The 23,750-nt window shown below is 67.2% G+C and carries 23 protein-coding genes and 1 tRNA gene; 16 read left to right on the forward strand and 8 right to left on the reverse strand.

Going from position 1 to position 23,750, the window contains the following annotated elements; translation table 11 throughout:
- Positions 1–127 precede the first annotated feature (127 nt).
- Together glnA and ACSQ2H_RS09720 are read right to left on the reverse strand one after the other, a co-directional pair.
- On the reverse strand, positions 128–1,540 hold the full coding sequence (gene glnA / locus ACSQ2H_RS09715; RefSeq protein ID WP_436061207.1) for a type I glutamate--ammonia ligase: 1,413 nt from the start codon (positions 1,538–1,540) through the stop codon (positions 128–130).
- A 40-nt stretch (positions 1,541–1,580) separates the two neighbouring features.
- Positions 1,581–1,919: a P-II family nitrogen regulator gene (locus tag ACSQ2H_RS09720; protein ID WP_183770192.1), complete on the reverse strand. Its 339-nt coding sequence runs from the start codon at positions 1,917–1,919 to the stop codon at positions 1,581–1,583.
- Positions 1,920–2,162: 243 nt separating this feature from the next.
- Between ACSQ2H_RS09720 and ACSQ2H_RS09725 the strand changes: the two genes are divergently transcribed.
- The 4 genes from ACSQ2H_RS09725 (at position 2,163) to ACSQ2H_RS09740 (ending at position 6,612) form a co-directional block, all read left to right on the forward strand.
- Positions 2,163–3,698: an acetyl-CoA acetyltransferase gene (locus ACSQ2H_RS09725; protein ID WP_436061208.1), complete on the forward strand. Its 1,536-nt coding sequence runs from the start codon at positions 2,163–2,165 to the stop codon at positions 3,696–3,698.
- A gap of 4 nt (positions 3,699–3,702) precedes the next feature.
- A complete protein-coding gene (locus ACSQ2H_RS09730) occupies positions 3,703–4,272 on the forward strand; it encodes a histidine phosphatase family protein (protein ID WP_436061209.1) in 570 nt (189 codons plus the stop codon).
- A gap of 18 nt (positions 4,273–4,290) precedes the next feature.
- On the forward strand, positions 4,291–5,742 hold the full coding sequence (locus tag ACSQ2H_RS09735) for an NAD(P)H-hydrate dehydratase (RefSeq protein WP_436061210.1): 1,452 nt from the start codon (positions 4,291–4,293) through the stop codon (positions 5,740–5,742).
- Positions 5,743–5,991: 249 nt separating this feature from the next.
- Entirely contained in the window at positions 5,992–6,612 is a 621-nt protein-coding gene (locus ACSQ2H_RS09740; protein ID WP_436061211.1) for a LysE family translocator, read from the forward strand.
- Between the two features lie 65 nt (positions 6,613–6,677).
- Here the strand turns inward: ACSQ2H_RS09740 and ACSQ2H_RS09745 are convergent, their stop codons facing one another.
- Positions 6,678–6,830 carry a hypothetical protein gene (locus tag ACSQ2H_RS09745; protein WP_436061212.1) on the reverse strand — a complete coding sequence of 51 codons (153 nt, stop codon included), beginning with the start codon at positions 6,828–6,830 and terminating at the stop codon, positions 6,678–6,680.
- A gap of 440 nt (positions 6,831–7,270) precedes the next feature.
- Here ACSQ2H_RS09745 and ACSQ2H_RS09750 point away from each other — a divergent pair.
- From ACSQ2H_RS09750 to ACSQ2H_RS09775, 6 genes are all read left to right on the forward strand, one after another.
- Positions 7,271–7,355 (forward strand) — tRNA-Leu (locus ACSQ2H_RS09750).
- A 118-nt stretch (positions 7,356–7,473) separates the two neighbouring features.
- Positions 7,474–8,700 (forward strand): MFS transporter, encoded by a 1,227-nt coding sequence (locus ACSQ2H_RS09755; RefSeq protein WP_436061213.1) that lies wholly within the window; start codon positions 7,474–7,476, stop codon positions 8,698–8,700.
- A 105-nt stretch (positions 8,701–8,805) separates the two neighbouring features.
- Positions 8,806–9,813, forward strand: a complete 1,008-nt coding sequence (locus tag ACSQ2H_RS09760) for an AraC family transcriptional regulator (protein WP_436061214.1) — start codon at positions 8,806–8,808, stop codon at positions 9,811–9,813.
- A gap of 164 nt (positions 9,814–9,977) precedes the next feature.
- Entirely contained in the window at positions 9,978–11,336 is a 1,359-nt protein-coding gene (gene tig / locus ACSQ2H_RS09765) for a trigger factor (protein WP_436061215.1), read from the forward strand.
- Positions 11,337–11,497: 161 nt separating this feature from the next.
- Positions 11,498–12,112 (forward strand): ATP-dependent Clp protease proteolytic subunit, encoded by a 615-nt coding sequence (locus tag ACSQ2H_RS09770; RefSeq protein WP_183770180.1) that lies wholly within the window; start codon positions 11,498–11,500, stop codon positions 12,110–12,112.
- Between the two features lie 10 nt (positions 12,113–12,122).
- A complete protein-coding gene (locus tag ACSQ2H_RS09775) occupies positions 12,123–12,644 on the forward strand; it encodes a hypothetical protein (protein WP_436061216.1) in 522 nt (173 codons plus the stop codon).
- On the opposite strand, the gene ACSQ2H_RS09780 is transcribed toward ACSQ2H_RS09775, so the two are convergent.
- Genes ACSQ2H_RS09780 through ACSQ2H_RS09795 form a run of 4 tightly spaced genes read right to left on the reverse strand, consistent with a single transcriptional unit; the run spans position 12,634 to position 14,295 of the window.
- Positions 12,634–12,894, reverse strand: coding sequence for a hypothetical protein (locus ACSQ2H_RS09780; RefSeq protein WP_436061217.1), 261 nt, complete (start codon positions 12,892–12,894; stop codon positions 12,634–12,636). The genes ACSQ2H_RS09775 and ACSQ2H_RS09780 overlap by 11 nt on opposite strands.
- 5 nt (positions 12,895–12,899) lie before the next feature.
- A complete protein-coding gene (locus ACSQ2H_RS09785; protein ID WP_436061218.1) occupies positions 12,900–13,286 on the reverse strand; it encodes a hypothetical protein in 387 nt (128 codons plus the stop codon).
- Positions 13,287–13,288: 2 nt separating this feature from the next.
- Positions 13,289–13,606, reverse strand: a complete 318-nt coding sequence (locus tag ACSQ2H_RS09790; protein WP_436061219.1) for a DNA-binding protein — start codon at positions 13,604–13,606, stop codon at positions 13,289–13,291.
- Between the two features lie 23 nt (positions 13,607–13,629).
- Positions 13,630–14,295, reverse strand: a complete 666-nt coding sequence (locus ACSQ2H_RS09795; RefSeq protein WP_436061220.1) for an HAD-IB family hydrolase — start codon at positions 14,293–14,295, stop codon at positions 13,630–13,632.
- 339 nt (positions 14,296–14,634) lie between these two features.
- Here ACSQ2H_RS09795 and clpX point away from each other — a divergent pair, with 339 nt between their 5' ends.
- The gene (gene clpX, locus ACSQ2H_RS09800; protein WP_183770171.1) at positions 14,635–15,897 is read left to right on the forward strand and encodes an ATP-dependent Clp protease ATP-binding subunit ClpX; all 1,263 of its coding nucleotides are present in this window, start codon (positions 14,635–14,637) and stop codon (positions 15,895–15,897) included.
- A 72-nt stretch (positions 15,898–15,969) separates the two neighbouring features.
- Complete coding sequence (locus ACSQ2H_RS09805) at positions 15,970–17,394, forward strand: DHA2 family efflux MFS transporter permease subunit (protein WP_436061221.1); 1,425 nt, start codon at positions 15,970–15,972, stop codon at positions 17,392–17,394.
- Position 17,395: 1 nt separating this feature from the next.
- On the opposite strand, the gene ACSQ2H_RS09810 is transcribed toward ACSQ2H_RS09805, so the two are convergent.
- On the reverse strand, positions 17,396–18,199 hold the full coding sequence (locus ACSQ2H_RS09810) for an ABC transporter substrate-binding protein (RefSeq protein ID WP_436061222.1): 804 nt from the start codon (positions 18,197–18,199) through the stop codon (positions 17,396–17,398).
- Between the two features lie 121 nt (positions 18,200–18,320).
- Between ACSQ2H_RS09810 and ACSQ2H_RS09815 the strand changes: the two genes are divergently transcribed.
- From ACSQ2H_RS09815 to lon, 4 genes are all read left to right on the forward strand, one after another.
- Positions 18,321–18,941, forward strand: a complete 621-nt coding sequence (locus ACSQ2H_RS09815) for a DUF3011 domain-containing protein (protein ID WP_436061223.1) — start codon at positions 18,321–18,323, stop codon at positions 18,939–18,941.
- Complete coding sequence (locus tag ACSQ2H_RS09820; protein ID WP_436061224.1) at positions 18,941–19,504, forward strand: hypothetical protein; 564 nt, start codon at positions 18,941–18,943, stop codon at positions 19,502–19,504. Before ACSQ2H_RS09815 ends, ACSQ2H_RS09820 begins: the two co-directional genes overlap by 1 nt.
- A gap of 73 nt (positions 19,505–19,577) precedes the next feature.
- The gene (locus ACSQ2H_RS09825) at positions 19,578–21,026 is read left to right on the forward strand and encodes an amidohydrolase family protein (protein ID WP_436061225.1); all 1,449 of its coding nucleotides are present in this window, start codon (positions 19,578–19,580) and stop codon (positions 21,024–21,026) included.
- Between the two features lie 205 nt (positions 21,027–21,231).
- Positions 21,232–23,631: an endopeptidase La gene (gene lon / locus ACSQ2H_RS09830; protein WP_436061226.1), complete on the forward strand. Its 2,400-nt coding sequence runs from the start codon at positions 21,232–21,234 to the stop codon at positions 23,629–23,631.
- Positions 23,632–23,750: the final 119 nt, after the last annotated feature.

The raw sequence follows: 23,750 nt of genomic DNA on the forward strand, positions 1-23,750 counted from the left end.
AACGCAAGGTTGTGGCGGGATGACGCGCTGACTGAACCGGGTTCGTCAACGTCCAGCTTGGCGGGGATGCGAAAAGGGCCGCGGATTGCTCCGCGGCCCTCTCGAAAGTCGCCTCAGGCGGCTTCGATCAGCACGAATAGTACATGTCGAATTCGACCGGGTGCGGATGCAGCTGGAGACGCATCACTTCCTGCATCTTCAGCTCGATGTAGGAGTCGATGAAGTCGTCGTCCATGACGCCGCCGGCCTTCAGGAAGGCGCGGTCCTTGTCGAGGTTCTCCAGGGCTTCACGCAGCGAGCCGCAGACTTCCGGAACCTTTTTCTGCTCGCGCGGCGGCAGGTCGTAGAGGTTCTTGTCCTGGGCGGCGCCCGGGTCGATCTGGTTGATGATGCCGTCCAGGCCGGCCATCAGCAGGGCGACGAAGGTCAGGTAGGGGTTGCCCATCGGGTCCGGGAAGCGGGCTTCGATGCGCTTGGCCTTCGGCGAGTCGACGTGCGGGATACGGATCGAGGCCGAGCGGTTGCGGGCCGAGTAGGCCAGCTTCACCGGGGCTTCGTAGCCGGGCACCAGACGCTTGTAGGAGTTGGTGGTCGAGTTCGAGAAGGCGTTGATCGCCTTGGCGTGCTTGATGATGCCGCCGATGTACCACAGGCACATCTGCGACAGGCCGGCGTACTTGTCGCCCGCGAACAGCGGCTTGCCGTCGGCCCAGATCGACTGGTGCACGTGCATGCCCGAACCGTTGTCGGCGAACATCGGCTTGGCCATGAAGGTGGCCGACTTGCCGTAGGCCGCTGCCACGTTGTGGATCACGTACTTATAGAGCTGCATCCGGTCGGCCATGACGATCATGGTGTCGAACTTCAGGCCGAGTTCGTGCTGGGCCGGCGCCACTTCGTGGTGGTGCTTTTCCGGCTTCATGCCGAGCTCGCCCATGACGGCCAGCATCTCGCCGCGCAGGTCCTGGCAGCTGTCGACCGGGTTCACCGGGAAGTAGCCGCCCTTCGGGCCCGGGCGATGGCCCATGTTGCCTTCCGGATACTCACGGCCGGTGTTGGCCGGCAGTTCGCTCGAGTCGTACGAGTAGCCGGTGTTGTGCGGCTGGGTGTTCCAGCGCACGTCGTCGAAGATGAAGAACTCGGCTTCCGGGCCGAAGAACACGGTGTCGCCGATGCCCGAGGCCTTCACGTAGTTCAGGGCCGCCTTGGCGATCGAGCGCGGGTCGCGGTTGTACGGGGTGCCAGTGTCGGGGTTCACGATATCGCACATCAGGCAGAGCGTGGTCTGCTGATAGAACGGGTCGATGATCGCCGTATCGAGGTCCGGACGCAGCTTCATGTCCGACTCGTTGATGGCCTTCCAGCCGGCGATCGACGAGCCGTCGAACATGGTGCCGTCGGTCAGGAACTCTTCGTCCACCAGGTCGATGTCGAAGGTGACATGCTGCATCTTGCCGCGAATGTCGGTGAAGCGGACGTCGACGTATTTGACGTCCTTTTCCTTGATCTGATCCAGAATGTCCTTGGCGGTCGTGGCCATGGTCTAATCCCCTTGAAGAAGTCCGATAGCTGTAAAGTCGTTAGACGGCTGCGGCGCCGGTCTCGCCGGTGCGGATGCGCAGAACGTCGGTGATTTCCGAGACGAAGATCTTGCCGTCGCCGATGCGGCCGGTGCGGGCGGCGCCCACGATGGCTTCCAGCGCGGCTTCGAGCTGGTCGTCGGCGACGACGACTTCGATTTTGATCTTCGGCAGGAAGTCGACGACGTACTCGGCGCCGCGGTAGAGCTCGGTGTGGCCCTTCTGGCGACCGTAGCCCTTGGCTTCGATCACGGTCATGCCTTGGACGCCCAGCTCCTGCAGGGCCTCCTTCACCTCGTCCAGCTTGAACGGCTTGATGATGGCTTCGATCTTTTTCATTCCAAGTTCACTGGCCTCACTTGATGCGCGGCGCCGCCGAAGCGGTTGGCGGCTACGAGCACGCTCCGGAGTGGACTCACAAGAGGGATGGGCTTGCGGTTCCGTCGCGGGAGCGTGCGATGATGTGAATGATGCCTTTTTAGGCGCCCGGCGCCCAAATCACGATCATTGCCGGAAACAATACTGTTCGCGTCCGTTCGGCGGCCCCCGTGGCGCCGAACGATCGCCGAGGGGAGGGAAATGATGGACGAGCGGACCCCAGTTCTCATCGGAGCGGGCCAATTCACCTATCGGGGCGATCCGGGCGCATCGCCTTCCCCGACGGAATTGCTGAAGATTGCAGCGGAACGCGCGGCGCAGGATGCGGGCCTTGCCCCGGAAAAGCTGTCGAAGATCGATACCTTGGCGGTCGTCGGCTTCACGATCGACGCGCCCGGCGGCGGACGGCTGGTGCCGCATTCGACCAATCCGCCGGCGACTCTGGCCAAGCGCATCGGCGCCGATCCGAAGTACGCAGTCTATTCCCACATGGGCGGCAACAGTCCCCAGCAGCTGGTGAACATCGTCAGCGAGCGGATCGCCAAGGGCGAAACGGACCTGGCCCTGGTGGTCGGCTGCGAATTCCTCGGCTCGGCCACCAAGCGACTCACCAAGGGCCTGGGTTTCGCCGACTGGGATGACGCCGAGGAGTTGCCCGAGCCGGATCGGATCGGCGATCCGCGGCCGGGGGTGACGCCGTACGAGGCCAAGCACGGGCTTGGTCGGCCGATCAACTGCTACCCGCTGTTCGAGAACGCGCTGCGGGCGCGGGACGGCCGCTCGATCCCCGATCACCAGGCGCGGCTGGGCGAGCTGTTCGCGCCCTTCACGAAGGTGGCGGCCCAGAACCCGGAGGCCTGGTTCCCGATCGAGCGCTCGGCGCAGGAACTGGTCGAGGTGAGCGACCGCAATCGGATGGTCGGCTTTCCCTACACCAAGTACCTGAACGCCATCATGGACGTGGACCAGTCCGCGGGCGTGCTGGTCGCCAGCCTGAAGACGGCGCGCGAGCTTGGGATCCCCGAGGACAAGCTGGTCTACCTGCACGGCTGCGCCGACGCCTCCGACCTCTGGTATCCGCTCGACCGCCAGAACTTCCATTCCAGCCCGGCCATGCGCCTGACCGGCAAGCGGGCGCTGGAGATGGCCGGGGTGGATCTCGCCGACATCGGCCACATCGACCTCTATTCGTGCTTCCCGGTGGCGGTCGAGGTCGGGGCCGAGGAACTGGGCCTGGCGCTCGACGATCCGCGCGGCCTGACGGTGACCGGCGGGCTGCCGTACATGGGCGGCCCCGGGAACAACTACGCCATGCACTCGATCGCGGTGATGATGCAGCGGTTGCGCGCCGATCCGGGCGCCTACGGCCTGGTGACGGCCAACGGCTGGTTCCTGACCAAGCAATCGACGGGCGTCTATTCGACCACCCCGCCGAAGGGGCCGTTCGATCGGCAGGATCCGAAGATCATCCAGGCCCAGATCGACGCCCTGCCGCACCCGGCTGTCATCGAACAGCCAAACGGCGCGGCCACTATCGAGACCTATACGGTGGTGCACGGGCGCGAGGGCTACATGATGGGGATCGTCGTCGGCCGCGACTCCGAAGGCCGCCGTTTCGTCGCCAACACGCCGACGGACGAGGCGACGTTGGCCGGACTTGAGGCTAAGGAAGCGGTCGGCCGCACCGGAACTGTCAGCAGGTCCGAGGACGGAAGCCGCAACATCTTCGTACCGGATTGATCTGATGTCCCGACTGTACCTGATCCGCCATGGCAAGCCGGCCGCCGTCTGGGGCGAGGCCGACGAGGACCCCGGTCTGGACGCGGCGGGTCAGGCGCAGGCCGAGGCCGCGCGCGACTACCTGATGAGCCTGCCGGAAGCCGAGCGCCCCCGGCGGGTGTTCAGTTCGCCGCTGCGTCGCTGCCGCGAGACCGCTGCGCCCACCGCTGCCGCGCTGGGCGTGGAGGTCGAGATCGATCCCTTCGTCGGCGAGATCCCGACGCCCAAGGCGCTGACCGCCGAGGAACGCCCGGCTTGGCTGCGCGGCGTGTTCCAAGGCCGCTGGAAGGACGTCGAGGGCGATCTCGACTACGACGCCTGGCGCGGCGATGTCGTGAAGGCGCTGCAGGCCAAGGGCGGCGCGGCGGTGTTTTCGCACTACGTGGCGATCAATGCGGTGATCTCGCATCTGGAAGGCGACGAGCGCGTTCTCGTCTTCCGCCCGGATCACGCCTCGATCTCGACCCTCGAAACCGATGGCGAGCGCTTGACCTTGGTGGAGCGTGGGCGCGAAGCCTCTACGCAGGTCCTGTAGGTCAGACGAGGAGCGGCCGTGGCTGCGCGCAAGATTCTCACGGTCGCGGAAATCGCCGCGGCCGACCGTGCAGCCATCGCGGCGGGCACGCCCGGCCTCGAACTGATGGAACGCGCCGGCGCGGCGGTGGCCGAGGCCATCGCAGAACGCTTCTCGCAGCGATCGGTCTGCGTGCTGTGCGGTCCGGGCAACAACGGCGGCGACGGCTATGTCGTGGCCCGGTTGCTCAAGGCGCGCGGCTGGCCCGTCGAGGTGCGCGCGCTGGCCGCGGCCGAGAGCGCCGACGCCAAGGCCGCGGCGGCGCTGTGGGACGGCGGCTTGACCGCTTGGGACGCGCCGCTCGATGCGCGCCTGTTCGTCGACGCGATGTTCGGCGCGGGCCTAGCCCGCCCCTTGAGCGGCGAAGCCGCCGTCATGGCCACGCATCTGGCGGCTCATCCCGAGGCGGTGGTGGCGGTTGATGTGCCCTCCGGCTTGCCCGGCGACACCGGTGATCCGCGCGGGCCGGTGGTGGTCGCCGGCCTGACCGTGACGTTCCACGCCAAGAAACCGGCCCACGTGCTGCAGCCGGGACACGAGCTGTGCGGCGAGGTGGTGGTGGCCGACATCGGCCTGCTCGAGACCGACAGCGACCTGATCGAGAACGGCCCGGAAGCCTGGCTCGCCCATTTCCCCTGGCCCAAGCCCACCTCCCACAAGCATGCGCGGGGCCGCCTCGTGGTGGTCTCGGGCGAAGCCTGGAACACCGGCGCGGCGCGGCTGTCGGCGCGCGCCGGACTGCGGATGGGCGCAGGCCTGGTGACGCTGCTGTCGCCCAGCGAGGCGTTGTCGGTGAACGCCGCGCACCTGGAGGCGGTGATGCTCAAGGGCTTCGACACCGAGGCCGAACTGGAGCAGGCCGCCGCCGACGTTGATGCGGCGATCATCGGTCCGGCGGCGGGCGTGACAGAGAACACGCTGGTCAATGTGCTGGCCCTGGCGCGGACCGGCGCGGCGCTGGTCATCGACGCCGACGCCATCACCGTCTTCCGCGACGATCCGGAGGAGCTGTTCTCGGTTCTCGACGTCGACGACGTGCTGACCCCGCACCCAGGCGAGTTCGACCGGCTGTTCCCGGGGCTGCTGAAGGACGCGCCGGACCGCATCGCCGCAGCCCGCCGGGCGGCGCAACAGGCTGATGCGATCGTGCTGCTGAAGGGCGCCGACACGGTGATCGCCGCGCCCGACGGACGCGCCTGCGTCAACACCAACGGCTCGCCGTGGTTGGCGACGGCCGGCTCGGGCGACGTGCTGGCCGGCTTCATCGGCTCGCTGATCGCCCAGGGCATGGAGAGCTTCGAAGCCGCCTGCGCGGGCGCCTGGATCCATGCCGAGGCGGCCGAGCTGCATGGCCCCGGCCTGATCGCCGAGGACCTGCCGGGGTTGGCGCCGACCGTCCTGCGCCGGCTCTACGAAGGACGCCTCGGCTAACTGGTGGTCAGCCTCTGGCGGCCGTGCTAACGCCCGTCGCGATGACCTCGAACCTCCATCGCGCAGCCGCCATCGTGGCTATCGGCCGTCCGGTAATCGCCGGGCGGATGATTATGCGCGTATGGGAGGGCAGGGGCGTCTAGGGTTCGAAACCGGACCTGACGCAGCAGAAAACCCCTCCCGGCGACGGGAGGGGTTTTGCTTTTGGGGCCCATGTCCGCCGCCGGATCGCATCCGTTGGAGCCTTCCATGACCTCGCTCACCCCCGAATTGTTGGCGGCGCTGGCGCTGTTCGCCTTCGTCTCGTCGATCACCCCGGGACCGAACAACACGATGCTGATGGCCTCGGGGGCCAACTTCGGCTTCCGCGCATCGATCCCGCACATGATCGGCGTGTCGGGAGGCTTCCTGCTGCTCGTGGTGGCCGTGGGGCTCGGGCTGGGCGGGTTGTTCGCCGCCTATCCGGAACTGCATGACGTGCTGGCCGTGGCCGGCGGCCTCTACCTGCTCTGGCTGGCCTGGAAGATCGCGACCTCCTCGGGGCTGGGGATGGGGGAGGCGGGCGCCAGACCGCAAACCTTCCTGCAAGCGGCGGCGTTCCAGTGGGTAAACCCCAAGGCCTGGGCGATGGCGCTGGGCGCGGTCACCGCCTATGCGCCGCGTGAGGGCTACGTGACGAACATCCTGGTGGTGTCGGTCATCTTCACGGCGATCAATCTGCCTTGCGTGGCTAGTTGGACGGGGTTCGGAGTCGGCCTGCGCCGCTTCCTGGATCGTCCGGCGGTGCTGCGCGCGTTCAACCTGGGCATGGCCCTGCTGTTGGTTCTGTCGCTCGTGCCGGTGGCGCTCGAGCTGTCCGCTGGCCGCTGAGGACGGCGAGCCGCGCAGCAGCATCCTCTCGCTGCGGGCGACCTACGGGCGCTGAGGGCGCGGGCTCAGCCCGCGCCCGACAGCACGCCGATGAAGGTTGCGACCGAGAATCCTGCGAACAGGCCCGAGACGGCGAGCAGGAGCACGAGGAGCACGGCGTGCTCGGTGCTGCGTCCGGTTCTCTCGTAGGCCCGGCGGTGTTCTTTGACGGTTTCCATGGTCCGGCTCCGGTTCGAAGATTGAACGCGATGTCCGGGGCCGGTGTTCCGACCTACGGGGCCGAGGCGGGTTGCGGCTGTTGCCCATCGATGGGCGGGGCCTGGCCATGGCCGGCGAGTTCAAGGGCTGCGCACATCGCGAGAAAGCCGACTAACGCCAGGATCACTGCTGTGCGGGGCGCAATTCGGCTTTGGCGCGCCTTGGCGCGCGCCTGAAGACGCTCGGTCCCGGACATGGAAAACTCCGTCAGAACGCGCGCCGGCGACTCGCCGCCGGGCCAAGCCTGGCCCACGCGCAACGCGCCCCCGCCATGTCGATAGCCCGATCGCATCGGCGCCGCCACCCGACTTCGGTCCGGCCGCCTGCGCCCAATGCGCGCGGGCAGCAGGGCGGGCAGGGCTTGCCTTTGCGGGGCGCTACGCCCTATGCAGCGGGCGTTGCGGGTGTGGCGGAACTGGTAGACGCACTGGATTTAGGTTCCAGCGCCGCAAGGCGTGGAGGTTCGAGTCCTCTCGCCCGCACCATTCATCGTCCGGCCCGTGCGCCATCGCCGGGCCGGACGAACGGCCAGTTCTTCCGGATATCCTGACATTGAGACGCCGGTTGTCGCCGCCTACCTCGGGCGCTGAACCGGAGTACCGCATGCTTGACGCTCATCCCGCCGACGGAGCCGCCGTCGCCCAAGACCTCGCCCAACCCGACCGGCCGGCCTGGAGCGGCGTCGCAGCGCTATCGCTCAGCGTCTTCGGGCTGGTCACGGCCGAGTTCCTGCCGCCGAGCGTGCTGACGCCGCTGGCGAGCGATCTCGGCGTCAGCCTCGGAGCGGCGGGGCAGGCCGTCACCGCGACCGCGGTGGTCGGCGCCTTCGCAGCGCTGCTCGTGCCTGTCGTCAGCAGCCGCTGGGACCGGCGGCTGGTGCTGCTAGGCCTGCTTCTGCTGCTCGGCGTGTCCAATCTGATGACGGCTGCTGCGGTCAATCTGCCCATGCTGCTGGCCGCGAGAGTTGTGCTCGGCGTCAGTCTTGGCGGCTTCTGGTCGATGGCTGCGGCGACGACGATGCGGCTGGTGCCGATGCCCGTGTTGCCGCGCGCGATGTCGATCGTCTTCACCGGGGTCACGGTCGCGACGGTCTCGGCCGCGCCGGTCGGCGCCTATGTCGGCGATCTCTTGGGCTGGCGGGCCACGTTCCTGATCGCTGGGTTGGTCGGCGTGGCGGCGCTGGCCTGCCTCTGGCTTACCCTGCCCAAGCTGAAGCCAGGCGCGACCGCGAACCTCAAGGATCTGGCGGAGGTCGCCGTGCGTCCGCGGGCGATGGTCGTGCTGGCCTCGGTGCTGGTGGTGATCTCCGGTCACTTCGCGGGCTTCACCTACATCCGGCCGGTGCTGGAGCAGGTGGTGCGCCTCGACGTCGCGGCCATCTCGCTGATTCTGCTGGCCTTCGGCTGCGCGGGGTTCATCGGCAACTTCGTCGGCGCCTTCCTGGCCGAGCGCGATCCGAAGTTCGCGATCATCACCGGATCGGCGCTGATGACGGCCGCCATGGCCGCCCTGGTGCTGCTGGGCGCGACGCCTTGGCTGGCGGCGATCGCGCTGACCCTGTGGGGCCTGGCGTTCGCGATGCTGCCGGTCGGCTTCCAGGCCTGGATGGTGGCCGACGTGCCTGATCGGCCGGAACTGGCCGGCGGACTGCTGACGGCCGCGTTCCAGGTGGCGATCGCCAGCGGCGCTGTGGCGGGCGGGTTGCTGGTCGACCGCTTCGGGGTGCTCAGCGCCTCGGTCTACTGTGGGACGGCGGCCGCAGTCGGGGTCTGCCTAGTGTTGGCCCTGCGCCGGCGTCGCCTTGCCCAGGCGGCCGCCTGCGCCGCGTAGTTCGACGATCCCGGACGAACGGCACAGAAAACTGGAGCGCCGGGCATGGTTCTTCCGGCCGCGAGTCCACATCTCTGATCGCCGAAAGTCTTGGGAGTACGTCGCGTGGGCGCCGCCAGTTTGCAGGCTCAACTCAGTCCGCCGGTCTCAGACCTGCACCGGGCGATGGACGAAGATCCGCTCAGCCGGATCCTGCGCGACCTCAGGATCGTGGGCGTTTCCTACGGATGCTGCCGGCTGGCTGCGCCCTGGGGCGTCAACTTTCCGAAGGACGGTGCGGCGCGGCTGCATTTCGTGGTCGAGGGCCGATGCTGGCTGCGGGTGGAGGGGCAGGATCCGATCCCGCTGTCGGCGGGCGACGCGGTGCTGCTGCCCAAGGGCACGACGCACTGTCTGAGCGACACCGAGGAGGGCCGGGCGACCTGCATTTCGCAGATGCCGGTCCGGGCCATCGGCGATCGGGTCTATCAGCTCGACGGGGACGGGGAGGGCGACGTCGTCCTGGCGTGCTGCAGCGTGCGTTTCCGCGAGCCTTGCCTCAATCCGCTGCTCGACCTGATGCCGGTGGTGGTTTCGGTCGCCGGAGCGCGCAGCGACCCGACGCTCGGCGCCCTGTTGGGGGCGATGGCGGACGAGGTGCTCGACCAGAACATCGGTGCGGCGACGGTGTTGTCGCGCCTGGCCGACGTGGTCATCACCCGGCTTATCCGCGCCTGGGTGCGTGACGGCGGCCGGGAGGCGGAAGGCTGGATGGCGGCGATCCGCGATCCGAAGATCGGTCGCGCGCTGGCGGCGATTCACCAGGATCCCGCCCACAACTGGTCGATCGAAGTCCTGGCGCGGACAGCGGGTCTGTCTAGGTCGATCTTCGCTGAGCGGTTCACCCGCGCGCTCGGCGTATCGCCGGCGCGCTACATCGCCCGCTGGCGCATGTACTTGGCGAGCGGGCTGCTGACAGAGCAGGGACTGAGCATCGCCGAGGTCGGCGGGCGGCTGGGCTATGAGTCCGGGCCGGCCTTCAGCCGCGCCTTCAAGCGGCACCTGGGCGTGTCGCCAGGAGCGTTGCGGCTCCGCGGCGGCGAGCCAGTGGCGCAGACCGCAAGCGCCGGCTAGGCCTTGCCGCGGCAGGCCGGGCCGTCTTTGCGCTTGGACTGGGGCCTGCGAAATGACATAAGAGCGCCCGCTCGCCGCCGCTTGTTCGGCGGCGACCACCTTTTCACCCTAGGGCGGAACTGCCGGCGCGAGCCCGCGCCGCACTCCGGAATTCGAGAATGTCGATGCAGATCGTTGAAAAGTCGGGCGAAGGCCTGAGCCGCGTCTATGGCGTGACCGTCCCGGTCGCGGACCTGAACGAGCGGCTCGAGGCGCGGATCGTCGAGATCATGCCCCAGCTCAACATCAAGGGCTTCCGCCCCGGCAAGGTGCCCGCCGCCCACGTCCGTCGCGTGCACGGCAAGGCCCTGATGGCGGAAGTGGTCGAGCAGACCATCTCGGAAACCACCCAGAAGGTGCTGGAAGACAACAAGCTGCGTCCGGCCAGCGAGCCCGACCTGAAGCCGGAAGGCGACATCGCCCAGGTGATCGACGGCAAGGCCGACCTCTCCTACGAGATCTCGCTCGAGATCATGCCGGAGTTCGAGCCGACCGACCTGAGCAAGATCGCCCTGACCCGCCCGGTCTACGAGCCGACCGACGCCGAAGTCGACGAAGCGCTGGACGAACTGGCCAAGCAGAGCCGCACGTATGAGCCGCGCACCGGCAAGTCGCTGAAGGCCAAGGACGGCGATCAGCTGCTGATCGACTTCGTGGGCCGCATCGACGGTGAAGCGTTCCAAGGCGGCACCGCCGAGGATTCGGAACTGGTTCTGGGTTCGGGCCAGTTCATCCCGGGCTTCGAAGACCAACTGGTCGGCGCCAAGCCGGGCGACGAAGTCATCGTGAAGGTGGCCTTCCCGGCCGACTACCAAGCCGCCAACCTGGCCGGCAAGGACGCCGAGTTCACCACCACGGTGAAGGAAGTCCGCGCGCCGGTCGACGCCAAGGCCGACGACGCCCTGGCTGAGCGTCTGGGCGTCGAGAACCTGGAGAAGCTCAAGGAACTGCTGAAGCAGAACCTAGAGTCGCAGTACACCGGCGCCTCGCGCTTCAAGCTGAAGCGCGCCCTGCTGGACGTGCTGGACGAAAAGCACGACTTCCCGCTGCCGCCGAAGATGGTGGAAGCCGAGTTCAACGCCATCTGGCAACAGGTCCAGGCCGACAAGGACCGCGGCGGCCTGCCGCCGGAAGACGCCGAGAAGTCGGACGACCAGCTGCAGACCGAGTACCGCAAGATCGCCGAGCGCCGCGTGCGTCTGGGCCTGGTGCTGGCCGAAATCGGCCGCATCAACAATGTCCAGGTCACCGACCAGGAACTGCTGGACGCGATGCGCCAGGAAGCCATGCGATATGGCCAGCAAGCCCAGCAGATTTTCGACATGTTCCGCCAGAACGCCGGCATGCAGGCTCAACTGCGCGCGCCGATCTTCGAGGACAAGGTCGTCGACCTGATCGTCGAGAAGGCCACCGTGACCGACGAGAAGGTCTCCAAGGACGACCTTCTGAAGGAAGACGACATGCCGGAAGGCTACAGCGCCTAAGCGCTGGTCGGCCGCTAGGCAGGACGCAGAAATCCCTCCCGGAAACGGGAGGGATTTTCTTTAAGACTATCGGTCACCTTGCGCTGGCCCCTCCGCCACGCGATATCGGAGGGGAACGCGGCTCTGCGCGCAGAGTCGATCAATGAGAGAGGCTTCCCTTTATGCGTGACCCGCAGATCACCGCGCTGAACCTGGTGCCCATGGTGGTGGAGCAGACCAGCCGCGGCGAACGCGCCTTCGACATCTTCTCGCGCCTGCTGAAGGAACGCGTGATCTTTCTGAACGGCCCGGTGGAAGACGGCATGTCGGCGCTGATCTGCGCCCAGCTGCTCTACCTCGAGGCCGAGAACCCCAAGAAAGAGATCCAGATGTACATCAACTCCCCCGGCGGGGTGGTGACGTCTGGTCTCGCGATCTACGACACCATGCAGTACATCCGCTCGCCGGTCGTGACCCTGTGCATGGGCATGGCCGCGTCGATGGGCTCGTTCCTGCTGATGGCCGGCGAAAAGGGCAACCGCATCGCGCTGCCCAACAGCCGCATCATGGTGCACCAGCCGTCGGGCGGTTACTCGGGCAAGGCCTCGGACATCGAGCGTCACGCCGAGGACATCATCAAGACCAAGCGTCGCCTGAACGAAATCTACGCCAAGCACACCGGCCGCTCGTACGAAGAGGTCGAGGAAAAGCTCGACCGCGACACCTTCATGACCCCGGAAGAGGCCAAGGAGTGGGGCCTGGTCGACCACGTGATCGAGCGTCGCGCCGAAGACTAAGGGCGCAGTCATGCCCGGCCATGTCCTCGTCGTGGGCGGGACCGGCATGCTGACCGGACTTGTGGAGGCGCTCGCCGGCGACGGCGGGCGCCTTTCGCTTTTGTCGCGCAGCGCTTCGCAGCACCCGGGCGGCTTCGACTGCGACTATCACGACGAGGCCGCGTTCGGGCGGGCCCTGGCGGCGGCGATCGAGCGCAGCGGACCGATCGACTTGGCGGTGGCCTGGTTCCACACCCTGAAGATCGCCGCGCCGCGGCTGCTGGCCGAGCAGGTGAGGGGGCGGATGTTTCAGGTGCTGGGCAGCGCTACCGCCGACCCGGCCCATCCGCATCGGCTGGCGACGGCGGCGGCCGTGGCCGATGGTCTCGCGACCTGCAGGCTGCGCCAAGTGGTTCTAGGTTTTCGGGTGATAGACGGCTGCTCGCGCTGGCTGACCAACGACGAAATCTCGGACGGCGTACTCGACGCGGTCCGCAGCGACCGGCCGATGAGCGTCATCGGTCAGGTCGAGCCTTGGTCGGCTAGGCCTTGAGCCGCGAAGCTGCGGCGGCCAGCAGCCGGCTGCGGCCGTCGGGCGCAGTGACGTCGAAACGATCGAAATCCGACCCCTCGGCCGCGCGCAGATCGGCGAACAGGCCTTTCGGGTCTTCATGGAAATGCAGGAAGGCGTGGCTCTTGCGGTAGAACACGCCGCGCTTCCTCTCGACCATTCCGCTCAAGCCGCGCAACTCCGCCAGCAGCGGCTCCAGGTCGTCGAGCGTGCTGGAGCCGGCGTGCTTCACGGGGGTCAGTCCTCGCGAGGATACTGGTTGGGGCGGGCGAGATAGTACGATGCGGCCGGCAGGTCGTCCGCCGCTTCAACGGCGGCGTTGTAGACCCGGGCGTCGAAGCCGCCGCGCTCGGCGCGTTTGGCAAGCCGGGCCGCCTCGACATCCTGGGGGCTGAGGCCGTGGGCCTGGGCCAGGGCGTAGGCTACCTCCAGTACGTCGGCCAGCTCGCCGGCGATCTCGTCGGGGCTGGCGAGCCGCGCCTCCTGGGCTTCCTCGAGCAGCTTGTCGCCTAAGGCGACGACGTACTCGGCGTCGTCGAGCCGGCGGTCGAACACCGCCAGCCCCTGGCTGCGCATGATCTCGGGCAGCCGGTCGCGGATCAGCTTCTCGACGCGGAAGCGCATGATCAGGGGACGTCGTCGTCGCCGACGACGCCGCCTTCGTCTTCCCAGGCGCCGATGGCCTTGGCCTGCTTGCGGCTGAATTTCAGGCGCACGCCGGACCCGAAGCCGTCGCCGTCGTCGATCAGCAGAACGCCGAACGAGTCCAGTGCCAGCAGCAGCCTTTCGATTGCAGGGGACGCGTCCAGCGGCGCATGGCCGGCGCTCTCCAGGGCTTGCAGGGCCTCGACTTCGAGGCCGGCGCGAAGCGCCAGCTTGGCCTGGCTGACCCCGGTGAGGGCGCGGGCGGCGGCGATCTGGGCGCCGGAGACGACGGACGTCATGGATCCTCCTGCGATCGGGCGGCTCAGGGCTTCTCCTGGAAGACCCGGTAGCCGGGCTCGTCGGCGATCGCGAGCATCTCACGATCGCCGCTTGTGTCGCCATAGGCTGCGCGCAACCGCACGTCGGGGCCGAACACTTCCTGCAGCCGCCGCACCTTTTCCGGACCACGGCAGTTGGGGCCGTCGAAGCTGCCGATCACCCGGTCACGGGCGTCGAATTTCAGTTCGGTGCCGATCAGCAGGTCGGCGCCCAGGCCGCGTGCGAAGGGCGCGACGACGATTTCTGGCGAAGCGGTGACGATGACCAGCTTTGCGCGCCGCTGGCCCCAGCGACGCCAGGTACGCAGCGCGTCCGGGCGCAGCATCCGCGGGGCCATCAACTCGGCGAAGGCGCGGGCGTCGGCTTCCAGGCGCTCGCGCGAGACGCCGGCCAGAAACTCGCGTGTGGCCGCCGCCTTGATGCGTCCGCGGTTGCGGTGAGCGAGGTACGAAAGTGCGGCCGGAGCCAGCTTGGCCAGACCGAGATTGTACCGCGTCGGGCCGGCGCGCCACTTCAGGAAGGCGGTGTAGCTGTCATGGGTGGTCAAGGTGCCGTCGAAGTCGAAGGCGACCACGCCCGCGTCTTCGATCTGCTCGTCCAAGGATTCCGCCTGCGAGGCGCCAATGCGCCGCAGTTGTCGTCTAGCCATATATCCCCCAACACGCCGCGTTCTGTGACGTGTCAACTCAAGTCATCGCGTCTGGCGTTGGTCCGGCCGTTGTGGGAGGGGCGGATTGCGCGCCAGGGCGTCTCACTTGCGCCGTTTGAACACAATCCCATCTAGGGATTCGGACATGCCCGCCATCGGGCGCCCCGCCGCCAATTGTCACTGAAGTATGCAGAGGCTTGTGATCGTGGCTCGGATCGGGGAATGTCAAGGATTAGACAACCCCGGGCACGTATCCTGCACTGATGGCGTCAGGGACGCCCCTGGGCCGAACGACGGCGAAGACTTCGGTCGGCGTCGTCGAGAGAGTGAGAAAAGAGCATGACCAAGGCCGCGAGCGGAGACTCCAAGAGCACGCTGTATTGCTCTTTCTGCGGCAAGAGCCAGCACGAGGTCCGCAAGCTTATCGCGGGCCCGACGGTGTTCATCTGTGATGAATGCGTCGAGCTGTGCATGGATATCATCCGCGAAGAGCACAAGATTTCCTTCGTGAAGTCGAAGGACGGCGTCCCGACCCCGAAGGAAATCCGCGAAGTCCTCGACGACTACGTGATCGGCCAGGACCACGCCAAGAAGGTGCTCTCGGTCGCCGTCCATAACCACTACAAGCGCCTGAACCACGCGACGAAGAACAACGACGTCGAACTGGGCAAGGCCAACATCCTGCTCATCGGTCCGACCGGTACGGGTAAGACCCTGCTGGCCCAGACCCTGGCTCGAATCATCGACGTGCCGTTCACCGTGGCCGACGCCACGACGCTGACCGAAGCCGGCTATGTCGGTGAGGATGTCGAGAACATCATCCTGAAGCTGCTGCAGGCTGCCGACTACAATGTCGAGCGCGCCCAGCGCGGCATCGTCTACATCGACGAAGTCGACAAGATCAGCCGCAAGTCTGACAACCCTTCGATCACCCGCGACGTGTCGGGCGAAGGCGTCCAGCAGGCTCTGCTGAAGATCATGGAGGGCACGGTCGCTTCCGTGCCGCCGCAAGGCGGCCGCAAGCACCCGCAGCAGGAATTCCTGCAAGTCGACACGACGAACATCCTGTTCATCTGCGGCGGCGCCTTCGCCGGTCTGGAAAAGATCATCTCGGCCCGCGGCCAAGGCACCTCGATCGGCTTCGGCGCTAAGGTGTCGGACCCGGACGACCGCCGTACCGGCGAGATCTTCCGCCAGGTGGAGCCGGACGACCTGCTGCGCTTCGGCCTGATCCCGGAATTCATCGGCCGTCTGCCGGTGATCGCGACCCTGGACGACCTCGACGAGGCCGCCCTGGTCAAGATCCTGACCGAGCCGAAGAACGCCTTCGTGAAGCAGTACCAGCGTCTGTTCGACATGGAGAATGTCGGCCTGACCTTCACCGACGACGCGCTCAGCGCCGTGGCCCGCAAGGCCATCCAGCGCAAGACCGGCGCGCGCGGCCTGCGCTCGATCCTGGAAGGCATCCTGCTCGACACGATGTACGAGCTGCCGACCTATGACGGCGTCGAGGAAGTGGTGGTCAACGCCGAGGTCGTGGAAGGCCGCGCCCAGCCGCTGGTCATCTACGCCGAGCGTCGCGACAAGGGCGGCGCCGCCTGAGGCGGTTGAGCGACCAATGATCATGGGCCCCGCGGACAAGCGCCGCGGGGCCCTTTTCGTTTGGGGCGGGCGATGAGCCAGATCGGCGCAGCGCCTTGTGATCGCGGCGTGGTGTCGGCGACCGAGCCGGCCGAGGAGCCGGTGAACGCGCGGCTCGTGTTGGCCGGGACGGTGCTGGGCTCGAGCTTGGCCTTCATCGACGGATCGGCCGTAAACCTGACCCTGCCGGTGATCCAGCTGCAACTCGGCGGCGATGCGGCCGGCGCTCAATGGATCATGAACGCCTATGCGCTGATGCTCGGCGCGCTTGTGCTGGCCGGCGGCGCGGCGGCCGATCGCTATGGTCGGCGCAGGGTCTTTGTGGTTGGCGTCGTGCTGTTCTCGGCGGCCTCGGCGCTCTGCGGCGCGGCGCCTGACCTGACGCTGCTGATCATGGCTCGGGCGCTCCAGGGCGTAGGGGCCGCGTTGCTGGTCCCCGCCAGTCTCGCGCTGCTCGGTGCGTCGTTCGACGAGGCGGGGAGGGGCCGCGCCGTTGGCGTCTGGGCCGGCGCCAGCGGCCTGATGAGCGCCATCGGTCCGGTGCTCGGCGGCTGGCTGACCGACGCGGTCTCCTGGCGGGCGGTGTTCCTGATCAACCTTCCGCTGGCCGCCATGGCGATATGGTTCATTCTGGCCGGCGCCCGCGAGAGCCGCGAGCCGGCGGCCGGCCCGGTGGACTGGCGCGGCGCGACCTGCGCGACCCTGGGCCTCACCGCGCTGACGTGGAGCCTGACCCAGGCCTCGACGGCCGGGCCGTCGGCGGCCGTCTGGACGTTCAGCGCGGCGGGCGCGGCTCTGCTCATCATCTTCCTGCGGATCGAGCGTCGGGCGGCCAGCCCAATGGTCCCGCTGGACCTCTTCAGGAATGCCGCGTTTTCGGGGGCCAACCTGCTGACCCTGCTGCTCTACGCAGCGTTTGGCGGCGCGCTGTTCCTGCTGCCCTTCCAGTTGATCCGCGTCCACGGCTATCCGGCGACGGAGGCTGGAGCAGCGCTGCTGCCGCTATCGATCGGATTGGCTGTGCTGTCTCCGCTGGCCGGAACCCTGTCGGCGCGCATCGGCGTGCGGGCGATGTTGACCATCGGGCCGCTGCTGGCCGCCGCCGGGTTCGCCGGGCTGGCTTGGAGCGCCCAGGACGGCGTCTACTGGACTGGGGTCTTTCCGGGCCTGACCTTGCTGGCTCTGGGCATGGGGGTGGCGGTCGCCCCGCTGACCGATGCTGTGCTGGGCGCGGTTCCCAGCGCCTACGAGGGTGCGGCGTCGGGGGTGAACAACGCCACGGCGCGGATCGGCGGCTTGCTGGCCGTGGCCCTGGCGGGCTTTGCGCTGGCGCCGGGCGAAGCCAACGGCGAGGCAATGACGCAGGCCTACCAGATCGCCATGACGGCGGCTGCGTGCGCTGCCGCCGCGGCGGGACTGGTCGGGTTGGTCGCCATGCGGCCGGGGGCCAGGCCCTAGCTTACTTGGCGGACGCTGAGCGCGGCTTCAGCCGTTCCGTCCAGTCGAGGGTCGAAAGCCAGTAGCTGTTCGTGCGGTCGAGGAATCCGTCGCGCTTGCGTGCCTCGACCCAGCCGTTCAGCGTGTTCAGCAGATCAGCATCACCCTTGCGGACAGCGAAGGCGTCGGCAGTTCGAGCCAGCGGCTCGCCCTCGACCACCGCGTACTTCTCGGGCGCCTTCACGGCGACCAGCCGGGGAATGGGGGCCTTGTGCGCCAAGCCGTTGATGGCGCCGCCTTCGAGCGCGCGTTCGGCGGCGAGCAGGTCGGGAAACACCTCGATCGTGGCGGCCGGCAGCTTCGACTTGGCCAGCAGGATCGCCGGCGCGCCGGCGACCGTGCCGATGACCACGCCGGGCTTGTCGAGGTCGGCCATCCTGACTGGGGCCTTTTGGGCGGCCACAATCGAAACATCGGTCTCGCTGTAGGGCGTGGTGAACCAGGCTTGGCGCAGCCGATCCGGCTCGATCGCCAACGAGGCGGCGATCAGGTCGCATTCGCCCTTGTTCAGCCGGCCGATCACGTCCGCGTAGGATCCGGACACGAACTCTGGCGCGAGCCCGAAGTCGGTCGCCAGGCGCTGGCCGATGTCGATCTCATGGCCGATCCAGCGGCCCGACGGCGTCTTGAGCGCATAGGGCGCGCCTTCGACCACGCAGATCTTGAGGGAGCCGCGCTTGGCCGCGTCGTCGAGCGTGTCGGCCAACGCGGGGGCGGCGCCTACCAGGAGGCCGAGGACTACGCCCATCACCAAGCCGCATCGCATTCGCTCACCCCTCCTGGCTACGATCTCGATGAGAATTCCATTGTCGGCCGATGACAAGCGCTATTCTCAACGGAGAGTTGTTGGCGCTAGGGTGGCGCCACAGAGGCGTCGGAGGTCGGGGATGCGTGTCGGCTTGATGATTGCGGCGTCGGTGCTTGGTCTTTGGACCGCGCCGGTCACGCCGGCCTATGCAGACTCGTACATCGACTGCTCGTCGTCGGGCTACGGACGCAACTATTGCCCAGTGAATTCGCGCGGCCGGGTCTGGCTGGACTACCAATACAGCAACAATAACGGCGCTTGCATCGAGAACCAGACCTGGGGCTGGGATGGGCGTGGCGTCTGGGTCGACCGGGGGTGTCGCGGCCGATTCCGGGTCGAGGACCGCTATAGCGGCGACGGCGGCAAGAAGGACAAGGACAACACCGCCGCGGTCGTGGGCGGGTTGCTGCTCGGCGGCCTGCTACTTGGCGCGCTGGCGGCGAATTCGAAAGACAACACCAACAGCGGCGGCGGCTCGGCGGACTCGCGCCAGGCTGTGGACAGCTGTTCCAACGAAGCGATGAACCAGGCCTCGCGCTACGGCAGCCGGGCTCGCATCGACCGGATCACCTATGCGCGGCCGCAGGGGCGTGGCTACTCGGTCCAGGGCTATGTCGCGGCCGACGTCGGTCCGCGGAGCGTGACTTACAGCTTCAACTGCGACTACGACGGCCGCTACGCCAATGTGGAGCTGAACTGATGCGCGCCGCGGCGTTGGCCTGTGTGAGTTTGCTGCTGGCCGCCGGCTGTGATCGCAAGCCGGTCGAAGCCCCGGCCGCGCCGACCACACCGCCCGCCAGCGCGCCGGTCGAGGCGCCTCAGGCAGCGGCGACGGTCGCGGCGCCGGAGGGCGCCTATGATGCGATCTCGAATACCGCCATGGGCGTGACCGGCGACCTAGCTGGCTCTGGCGGCGCGCTGAAGTTCGCGCAGGGACAGAGCTATCGCCTCCAAGGGATTGCGACCGTGAAGGCGGCGGGCGCCTATGCCGCGACCAAGGCCAGCTTCGCCAGCTTGATCAACGTTCCTGAGACAGCGGACCTTTCGGTTTATCGGGTCACCGCCGAGGATCCTGGCCAGGCCCGCAATGGCGGGTTCTGCGGCCAGACGCCGACGACCTATCTGGTCACCTATGCCGGCGCGGACAGCAGCGGGGCGCCGGCGCTGGTCGTCATCGCCTTCAGCGGCTCGTCGGCGCCTGGCGCGACATCGCCGGAAGCCGAGCTCTGCGGGACCTTCATGTACGCGCCGAAGACGGGGTGACGCGCGACGATATGTCGAGGACGCGGGCGCCCTGAGGGGCTACACGACGCCTTCAGTTTTCCGGAAGGCCCCCATGCGTAACCTCTCTCTTGCCGCTCCGCTCGCCGTCGCCTTGTTGATGGGCGGCTCCGTCGCGGCATACGCGGCCGAGAAGGTCGATCTGCTGATCGTCGATGCGACGGTGATCGACGTGGCGAGCGGCAAGCTGGACAAGGGTGCGGCCGTCGCGGTCCGGGGCGACACGATCGTCGCGGTGACGCCGACCGCCAAGGCTAAGGTCGAGTTCACCGCCAGCCGGACCGTCGACGCCAAGGGCCGCTTCGTGATGCCGGGCCTGTGGGACAACCACGTCCACTTCGGCGGCGGTCCGGAGCTCATCGGCGAGAACAAGGCCCTGCTGCCTCTCTATGTGGCCCATGGGATAACCACGGTGCGCGACGCCTCGGGCGACCTGCCGCAGGAGGTCCTGGCTTGGCGCGGGGAGGTGGCGTCCGGCGCCTTGCTCGGTCCGACCATCTTCACCTCCGGCCCGAAGATCGAAGGCGTCAAGCCGATGTGGAAGGGCACCATCGAGGTGGGAACCGAAGCCGAGGCCGACGCGGCGCTCGACAAGCTCCAGGGCCTCAAGGTGGACTTCGTGAAGATCACCGAGAACACGCTGACGCCGTCGCTGTTCATCTACACAGTCAAGCAGGCCAAGGCGCGGGGCCTGATCACCTCAGCCCACATTCCTGCGGCGATCACCGTCGACACGGCCAGCGAGGCTGGGCTTAGCTCCATCGAGCACATGGGCTATGCGCTGCGGATGGGCTCGCCGCAGGAGGCGCAGATCGCCGCCGACGTCGCGAGCGGCAAGATTACCGGTGCGCAGGCCACAATCCAGACGCTGGCGAGTTTCGACGAGGCGACGGCGATGGCCGGCTTCCGCCGGCTGGCCGCGCGCGGGACCTATGTCTCGCCGACCTTGAACGGCAGCAAGGCGACCGCCTATCTCGACCAGGACGATCACAAGAACGATCCGTACCTCGCCTATATCGGCAAGGGGCTTCAGGCGACCTATGCTTGGCGCGTCGAGCGGGCGGCGAAGGACGACGCCGCGGCCATCGCGCGGCGCCATGCGATCTATGAGAAGAACGCCTCGCTCGTGCCGATGCTTCAAAATGCGGGCGTGTCGATCCTGGCGGGCACCGACGCCGGCTTCCTCAACTCGTTCAACTATCCGGGCGTCGGCCTGCACGACGAGCTGAAGATCTATGTCGATGCCGGGCTCTCGCCGCTGCACGCGCTGCAGGCCTCGGTGATCAACGGGCCGCGCTTCCTGGGCCACGCCGACCGCTATGGCGCGATCGCGGCCGGCAAGGCCGCCGACATCCTGATCCTCGATCGCAACCCGCTCGCCGACATCGCCGCCACCCGCGCGATCGACGGCGTGGTGCTCAAGGGGCAATATTTCGACCGGAAAGCTCTGGATGAAATGTTGAAAAGCACGGCAGAAGCCGCCGCTCGCTCTGGTGGCGCTTGAGTATCGCCGATCATCTTCCCTAGATGGATCGCGTGCATATTTGCGGCTGCGCTTGAATGACGGTCGGAAGCGTCCACATAAATGAGCCGATAAGCCGCCTTCAAAGGCGGACGGGCCGTCCGACTCAGACGCATCGTCTGAAGTGACCGCGGTCCGGGGGCCGAGCCTGATCCCCCAACAGGCCGGCAGGAGTTAAGAACGCATCATGTCCGAGATTAAGACCCTTCCCATTCTACCGCTGCGGGACATCGTGGTGTTCCCGCATCAACCGGTGCCGCTCTTCGTGGGCCGGGAGAAATCCGTACGCGCGCTCGAAGAGGCGATGCGGGGCGAAGGCAAGCAGATCCTCCTCGCGACCCAGAAGGACAAGGACGACGACGATCCGTCGCCCGAGGCCATCTATGACGTCGGGGTCGTGGCGACGGTTCTGCAGCTGCTCAAGCTTCCGGACGGCACCGTGAAGGTGCTGGTCGAAGGCAAGGCGCGCGCCGGCATTTCCCGTTTCACCGCGCAAGAAGAGTTCTACGAAGCCGAGATCGCCTTCATTTCCGAAGACGGCGCGGCCTCGCCCGAGGCCGAGGCGCTGTCGCGCGCGGTCGTCGAGCAGTTCGAGAACTACGTCAAACTGAACAAGAAGGTCCCGCCCGAGGCCCTGGCCTCGATGCCGCAGGTCGACGCGCCTGGCGAGCTGGCCGACCGTATCGCCAGCCATCTGTCGGTGAAGATCGCCGAGAAGCAGAGCCTGCTCGAGATCTTCAACGTCGTGAAGCGCCTGGAGAAGGTCTACGCCCTGATGGAGGGCGAGATTTCGGTCATGCAGACCGAGAAGAAGATCCGGAACCGCGTGAAGCGGCAGATGGAGAAGACCCAGCGCGAGTACTATCTCAACGAGCAGATGAAGGCGATCCAGCGCGAGCTGGGCGAACAGGACGATCAGCGCGACGAACTGATCGAGCTCGAAAAGCGCATCAAGAAGACCAAGCTGTCCAAGGAGGCCCGCACCAAGGCCGAGGGCGAGCTGAAGAAGCTGCGCAACATGAGCCCGATGTCGGCGGAATCCACCGTCGTGCGGAACTACCTCGACTGGCTGCTCTCGATCCCGTGGGGCAAGACCAAGACCAAGGCCATCGATCTGGTGAAGGCCGAGGAAGTCCTGAACCGCGACCACTTCGGCCTGGAAAAGGTCAAGGAGCGGATCCTGGAGTACCTCGCCGTGCAGGCGCGGGTCGGCTCGCTGAAGGGCCCGATCCTCTGCCTCGTCGGTCCTCCCGGCGTCGGTAAGACCTCGCTGGGCAAGTCGATCGCCGAGGCGACCGGCCGTGAGTTCGTGCGCGTCTCCCTGGGCGGCGTGCGCGACGAGGCCGAGATCCGCGGTCACCGCCGGACCTACATCGGCTCGATGCCTGGCAAGGTCATCCAGTCGATGAAGAAGGCGAAGTCCACCAACGCCTTCTTCCTGCTCGACGAAATCGACAAGATGGGCAGCGACTATCGCGGCGATCCGGCCTCGGCTCTGCTCGAGGTGCTGGACCCGGCGCAGAACTCGACGTTCGGCGACCACTACCTGGAAGTCGACTACGACCTGTCGCCGGTGATGTTTGTCACCACGGCCAACAGCCTCAACATGCCCCAGCCGCTGCTGGACCGCATGGAGATCATCCGCATCCCCGGCTACACCGAGGATGAGAAGGTAGAGATCGCCAAGCGTCATATCCTGCCCAAGCAGACCAAGGACCATGGCCTGAAGCCGGAAGAGTTCATCGTTCCGGATGAGACCATCCGCGATCTGATCCGCTACTACACCCGGGAAGCCGGCGTCCGCTCGCTCGAGCGCGAGCTGGGCAACCTGGCGCGTAAGACGGTGCGGGACCTGGGCCGCGAAAGCGTCACCTCGATCACCGTCGACGACGAGCGGCTGGCCAAGTACGCGGGCGTTCGGAAGTACCGCTACGGCGAGACGGACGAGGAGGATCAGGTCGGGATCATCACCGGCCTGGCCTATACCGAGTTCGGCGGCGACATCCTGACCATCGAAGCGGTCAAGATGCCGGGTAAGGGCCGGATGTCCATCACGGGCAACCTGAAGGACGTGATGAAGGAGTCGATCCAGGCGGCGGCGAGCTATGTCCGCAGCCGGGCCACGCACTTCGGCATCGAGCCGCCGATCTTCGAGAAGACCGACGTGCACATCCACGTTCCGGACGGGGCCACTCCGAAGGACGGACCGTCCGCCGGCGCGGCCATGGCCACCGCCATCGTGTCGGTGCTGACCGGCATCCCGATCCGCAAGGACATCGCCATGACCGGCGAAGTCACGCTGCGGGGCAGGGTGACGGCGATCGGCGGCCTGAAGGAGAAGCTGCTCGCGGCGCTGCGTTCTGGCGTCAAGACCGTGCTGATCCCGCAGGAAAACGTGAAGGATCTTGCCGATATCCCGGACAACGTGAAGTCGGCGCTGGAGATCGTGCCGGTCTCCAATGTCGATGAAGTCCTTGCCCGGGCGCTGATTCAGCCCCTGACGCCGATCGAATGGAACCCTGCCGAGCAACCGGCGGTATCCGTGGCGGCCGACGACGGCTCTGATGAGGCCATGATCACCCACTAAACGGTGGAAAACTGAGAAAAAATAAGGCGGCGCGGGGCCTCCCCGCGCCGCCTTTGTTTGACGGGCGAGAATCGACCGCCATAATCGCGCAACGCGAAGCAGCCTCGCGCTTCCGCGAG

The organism is Phenylobacterium sp. LjRoot97 (genome assembly GCF_964254345.1).
In the GTDB taxonomy this organism is placed as follows: Bacteria; Pseudomonadota; Alphaproteobacteria; order Caulobacterales; family Caulobacteraceae; genus Phenylobacterium.

Bases quoted from the DNA above. Each gene is read 5' to 3' on its own strand.
- glnA (WP_436061207.1), bottom strand. From the start codon at position 1,540: ATGGCCACGACCGCCAAGGACATTCTGGATCAGATCAAGGAAAAGGAC.
- ACSQ2H_RS09825 (WP_436061225.1), top strand. From the start codon at position 19,578: ATGCGTAACCTCTCTCTTGCCGCTCCGCTCGCCGTCGCCTTGTTGATG.
- ACSQ2H_RS09790 (WP_436061219.1), bottom strand. From the start codon at position 13,606: ATGACGTCCGTCGTCTCCGGCGCCCAGATCGCCGCCGCCCGCGCCCTC.
- ACSQ2H_RS09740 (WP_436061211.1), top strand. From the start codon at position 5,992: ATGACCTCGCTCACCCCCGAATTGTTGGCGGCGCTGGCGCTGTTCGCC.
- ACSQ2H_RS09815 (WP_436061223.1), top strand. From the start codon at position 18,321: ATGCGTGTCGGCTTGATGATTGCGGCGTCGGTGCTTGGTCTTTGGACC.
- ACSQ2H_RS09725 (WP_436061208.1), top strand. From the start codon at position 2,163: ATGGACGAGCGGACCCCAGTTCTCATCGGAGCGGGCCAATTCACCTAT.
- ACSQ2H_RS09805 (WP_436061221.1), top strand. From the start codon at position 15,970: ATGAGCCAGATCGGCGCAGCGCCTTGTGATCGCGGCGTGGTGTCGGCG.
- clpX (WP_183770171.1), top strand. From the start codon at position 14,635: ATGACCAAGGCCGCGAGCGGAGACTCCAAGAGCACGCTGTATTGCTCT.
- ACSQ2H_RS09730 (WP_436061209.1), top strand. From the start codon at position 3,703: ATGTCCCGACTGTACCTGATCCGCCATGGCAAGCCGGCCGCCGTCTGG.
- ACSQ2H_RS09755 (WP_436061213.1), top strand. From the start codon at position 7,474: ATGCTTGACGCTCATCCCGCCGACGGAGCCGCCGTCGCCCAAGACCTC.
- ACSQ2H_RS09745 (WP_436061212.1), bottom strand. From the start codon at position 6,830: ATGGAAACCGTCAAAGAACACCGCCGGGCCTACGAGAGAACCGGACGC.
- lon (WP_436061226.1), top strand. From the start codon at position 21,232: ATGTCCGAGATTAAGACCCTTCCCATTCTACCGCTGCGGGACATCGTG.
- tig (WP_436061215.1), top strand. From the start codon at position 9,978: ATGCAGATCGTTGAAAAGTCGGGCGAAGGCCTGAGCCGCGTCTATGGC.
- ACSQ2H_RS09820 (WP_436061224.1), top strand. From the start codon at position 18,941: ATGCGCGCCGCGGCGTTGGCCTGTGTGAGTTTGCTGCTGGCCGCCGGC.
- ACSQ2H_RS09770 (WP_183770180.1), top strand. From the start codon at position 11,498: ATGCGTGACCCGCAGATCACCGCGCTGAACCTGGTGCCCATGGTGGTG.
- ACSQ2H_RS09810 (WP_436061222.1), bottom strand. From the start codon at position 18,199: ATGCGATGCGGCTTGGTGATGGGCGTAGTCCTCGGCCTCCTGGTAGGC.
- ACSQ2H_RS09795 (WP_436061220.1), bottom strand. From the start codon at position 14,295: ATGGCTAGACGACAACTGCGGCGCATTGGCGCCTCGCAGGCGGAATCC.
- ACSQ2H_RS09775 (WP_436061216.1), top strand. From the start codon at position 12,123: ATGCCCGGCCATGTCCTCGTCGTGGGCGGGACCGGCATGCTGACCGGA.
- ACSQ2H_RS09720 (WP_183770192.1), bottom strand. From the start codon at position 1,919: ATGAAAAAGATCGAAGCCATCATCAAGCCGTTCAAGCTGGACGAGGTG.
- ACSQ2H_RS09785 (WP_436061218.1), bottom strand. From the start codon at position 13,286: ATGCGCTTCCGCGTCGAGAAGCTGATCCGCGACCGGCTGCCCGAGATC.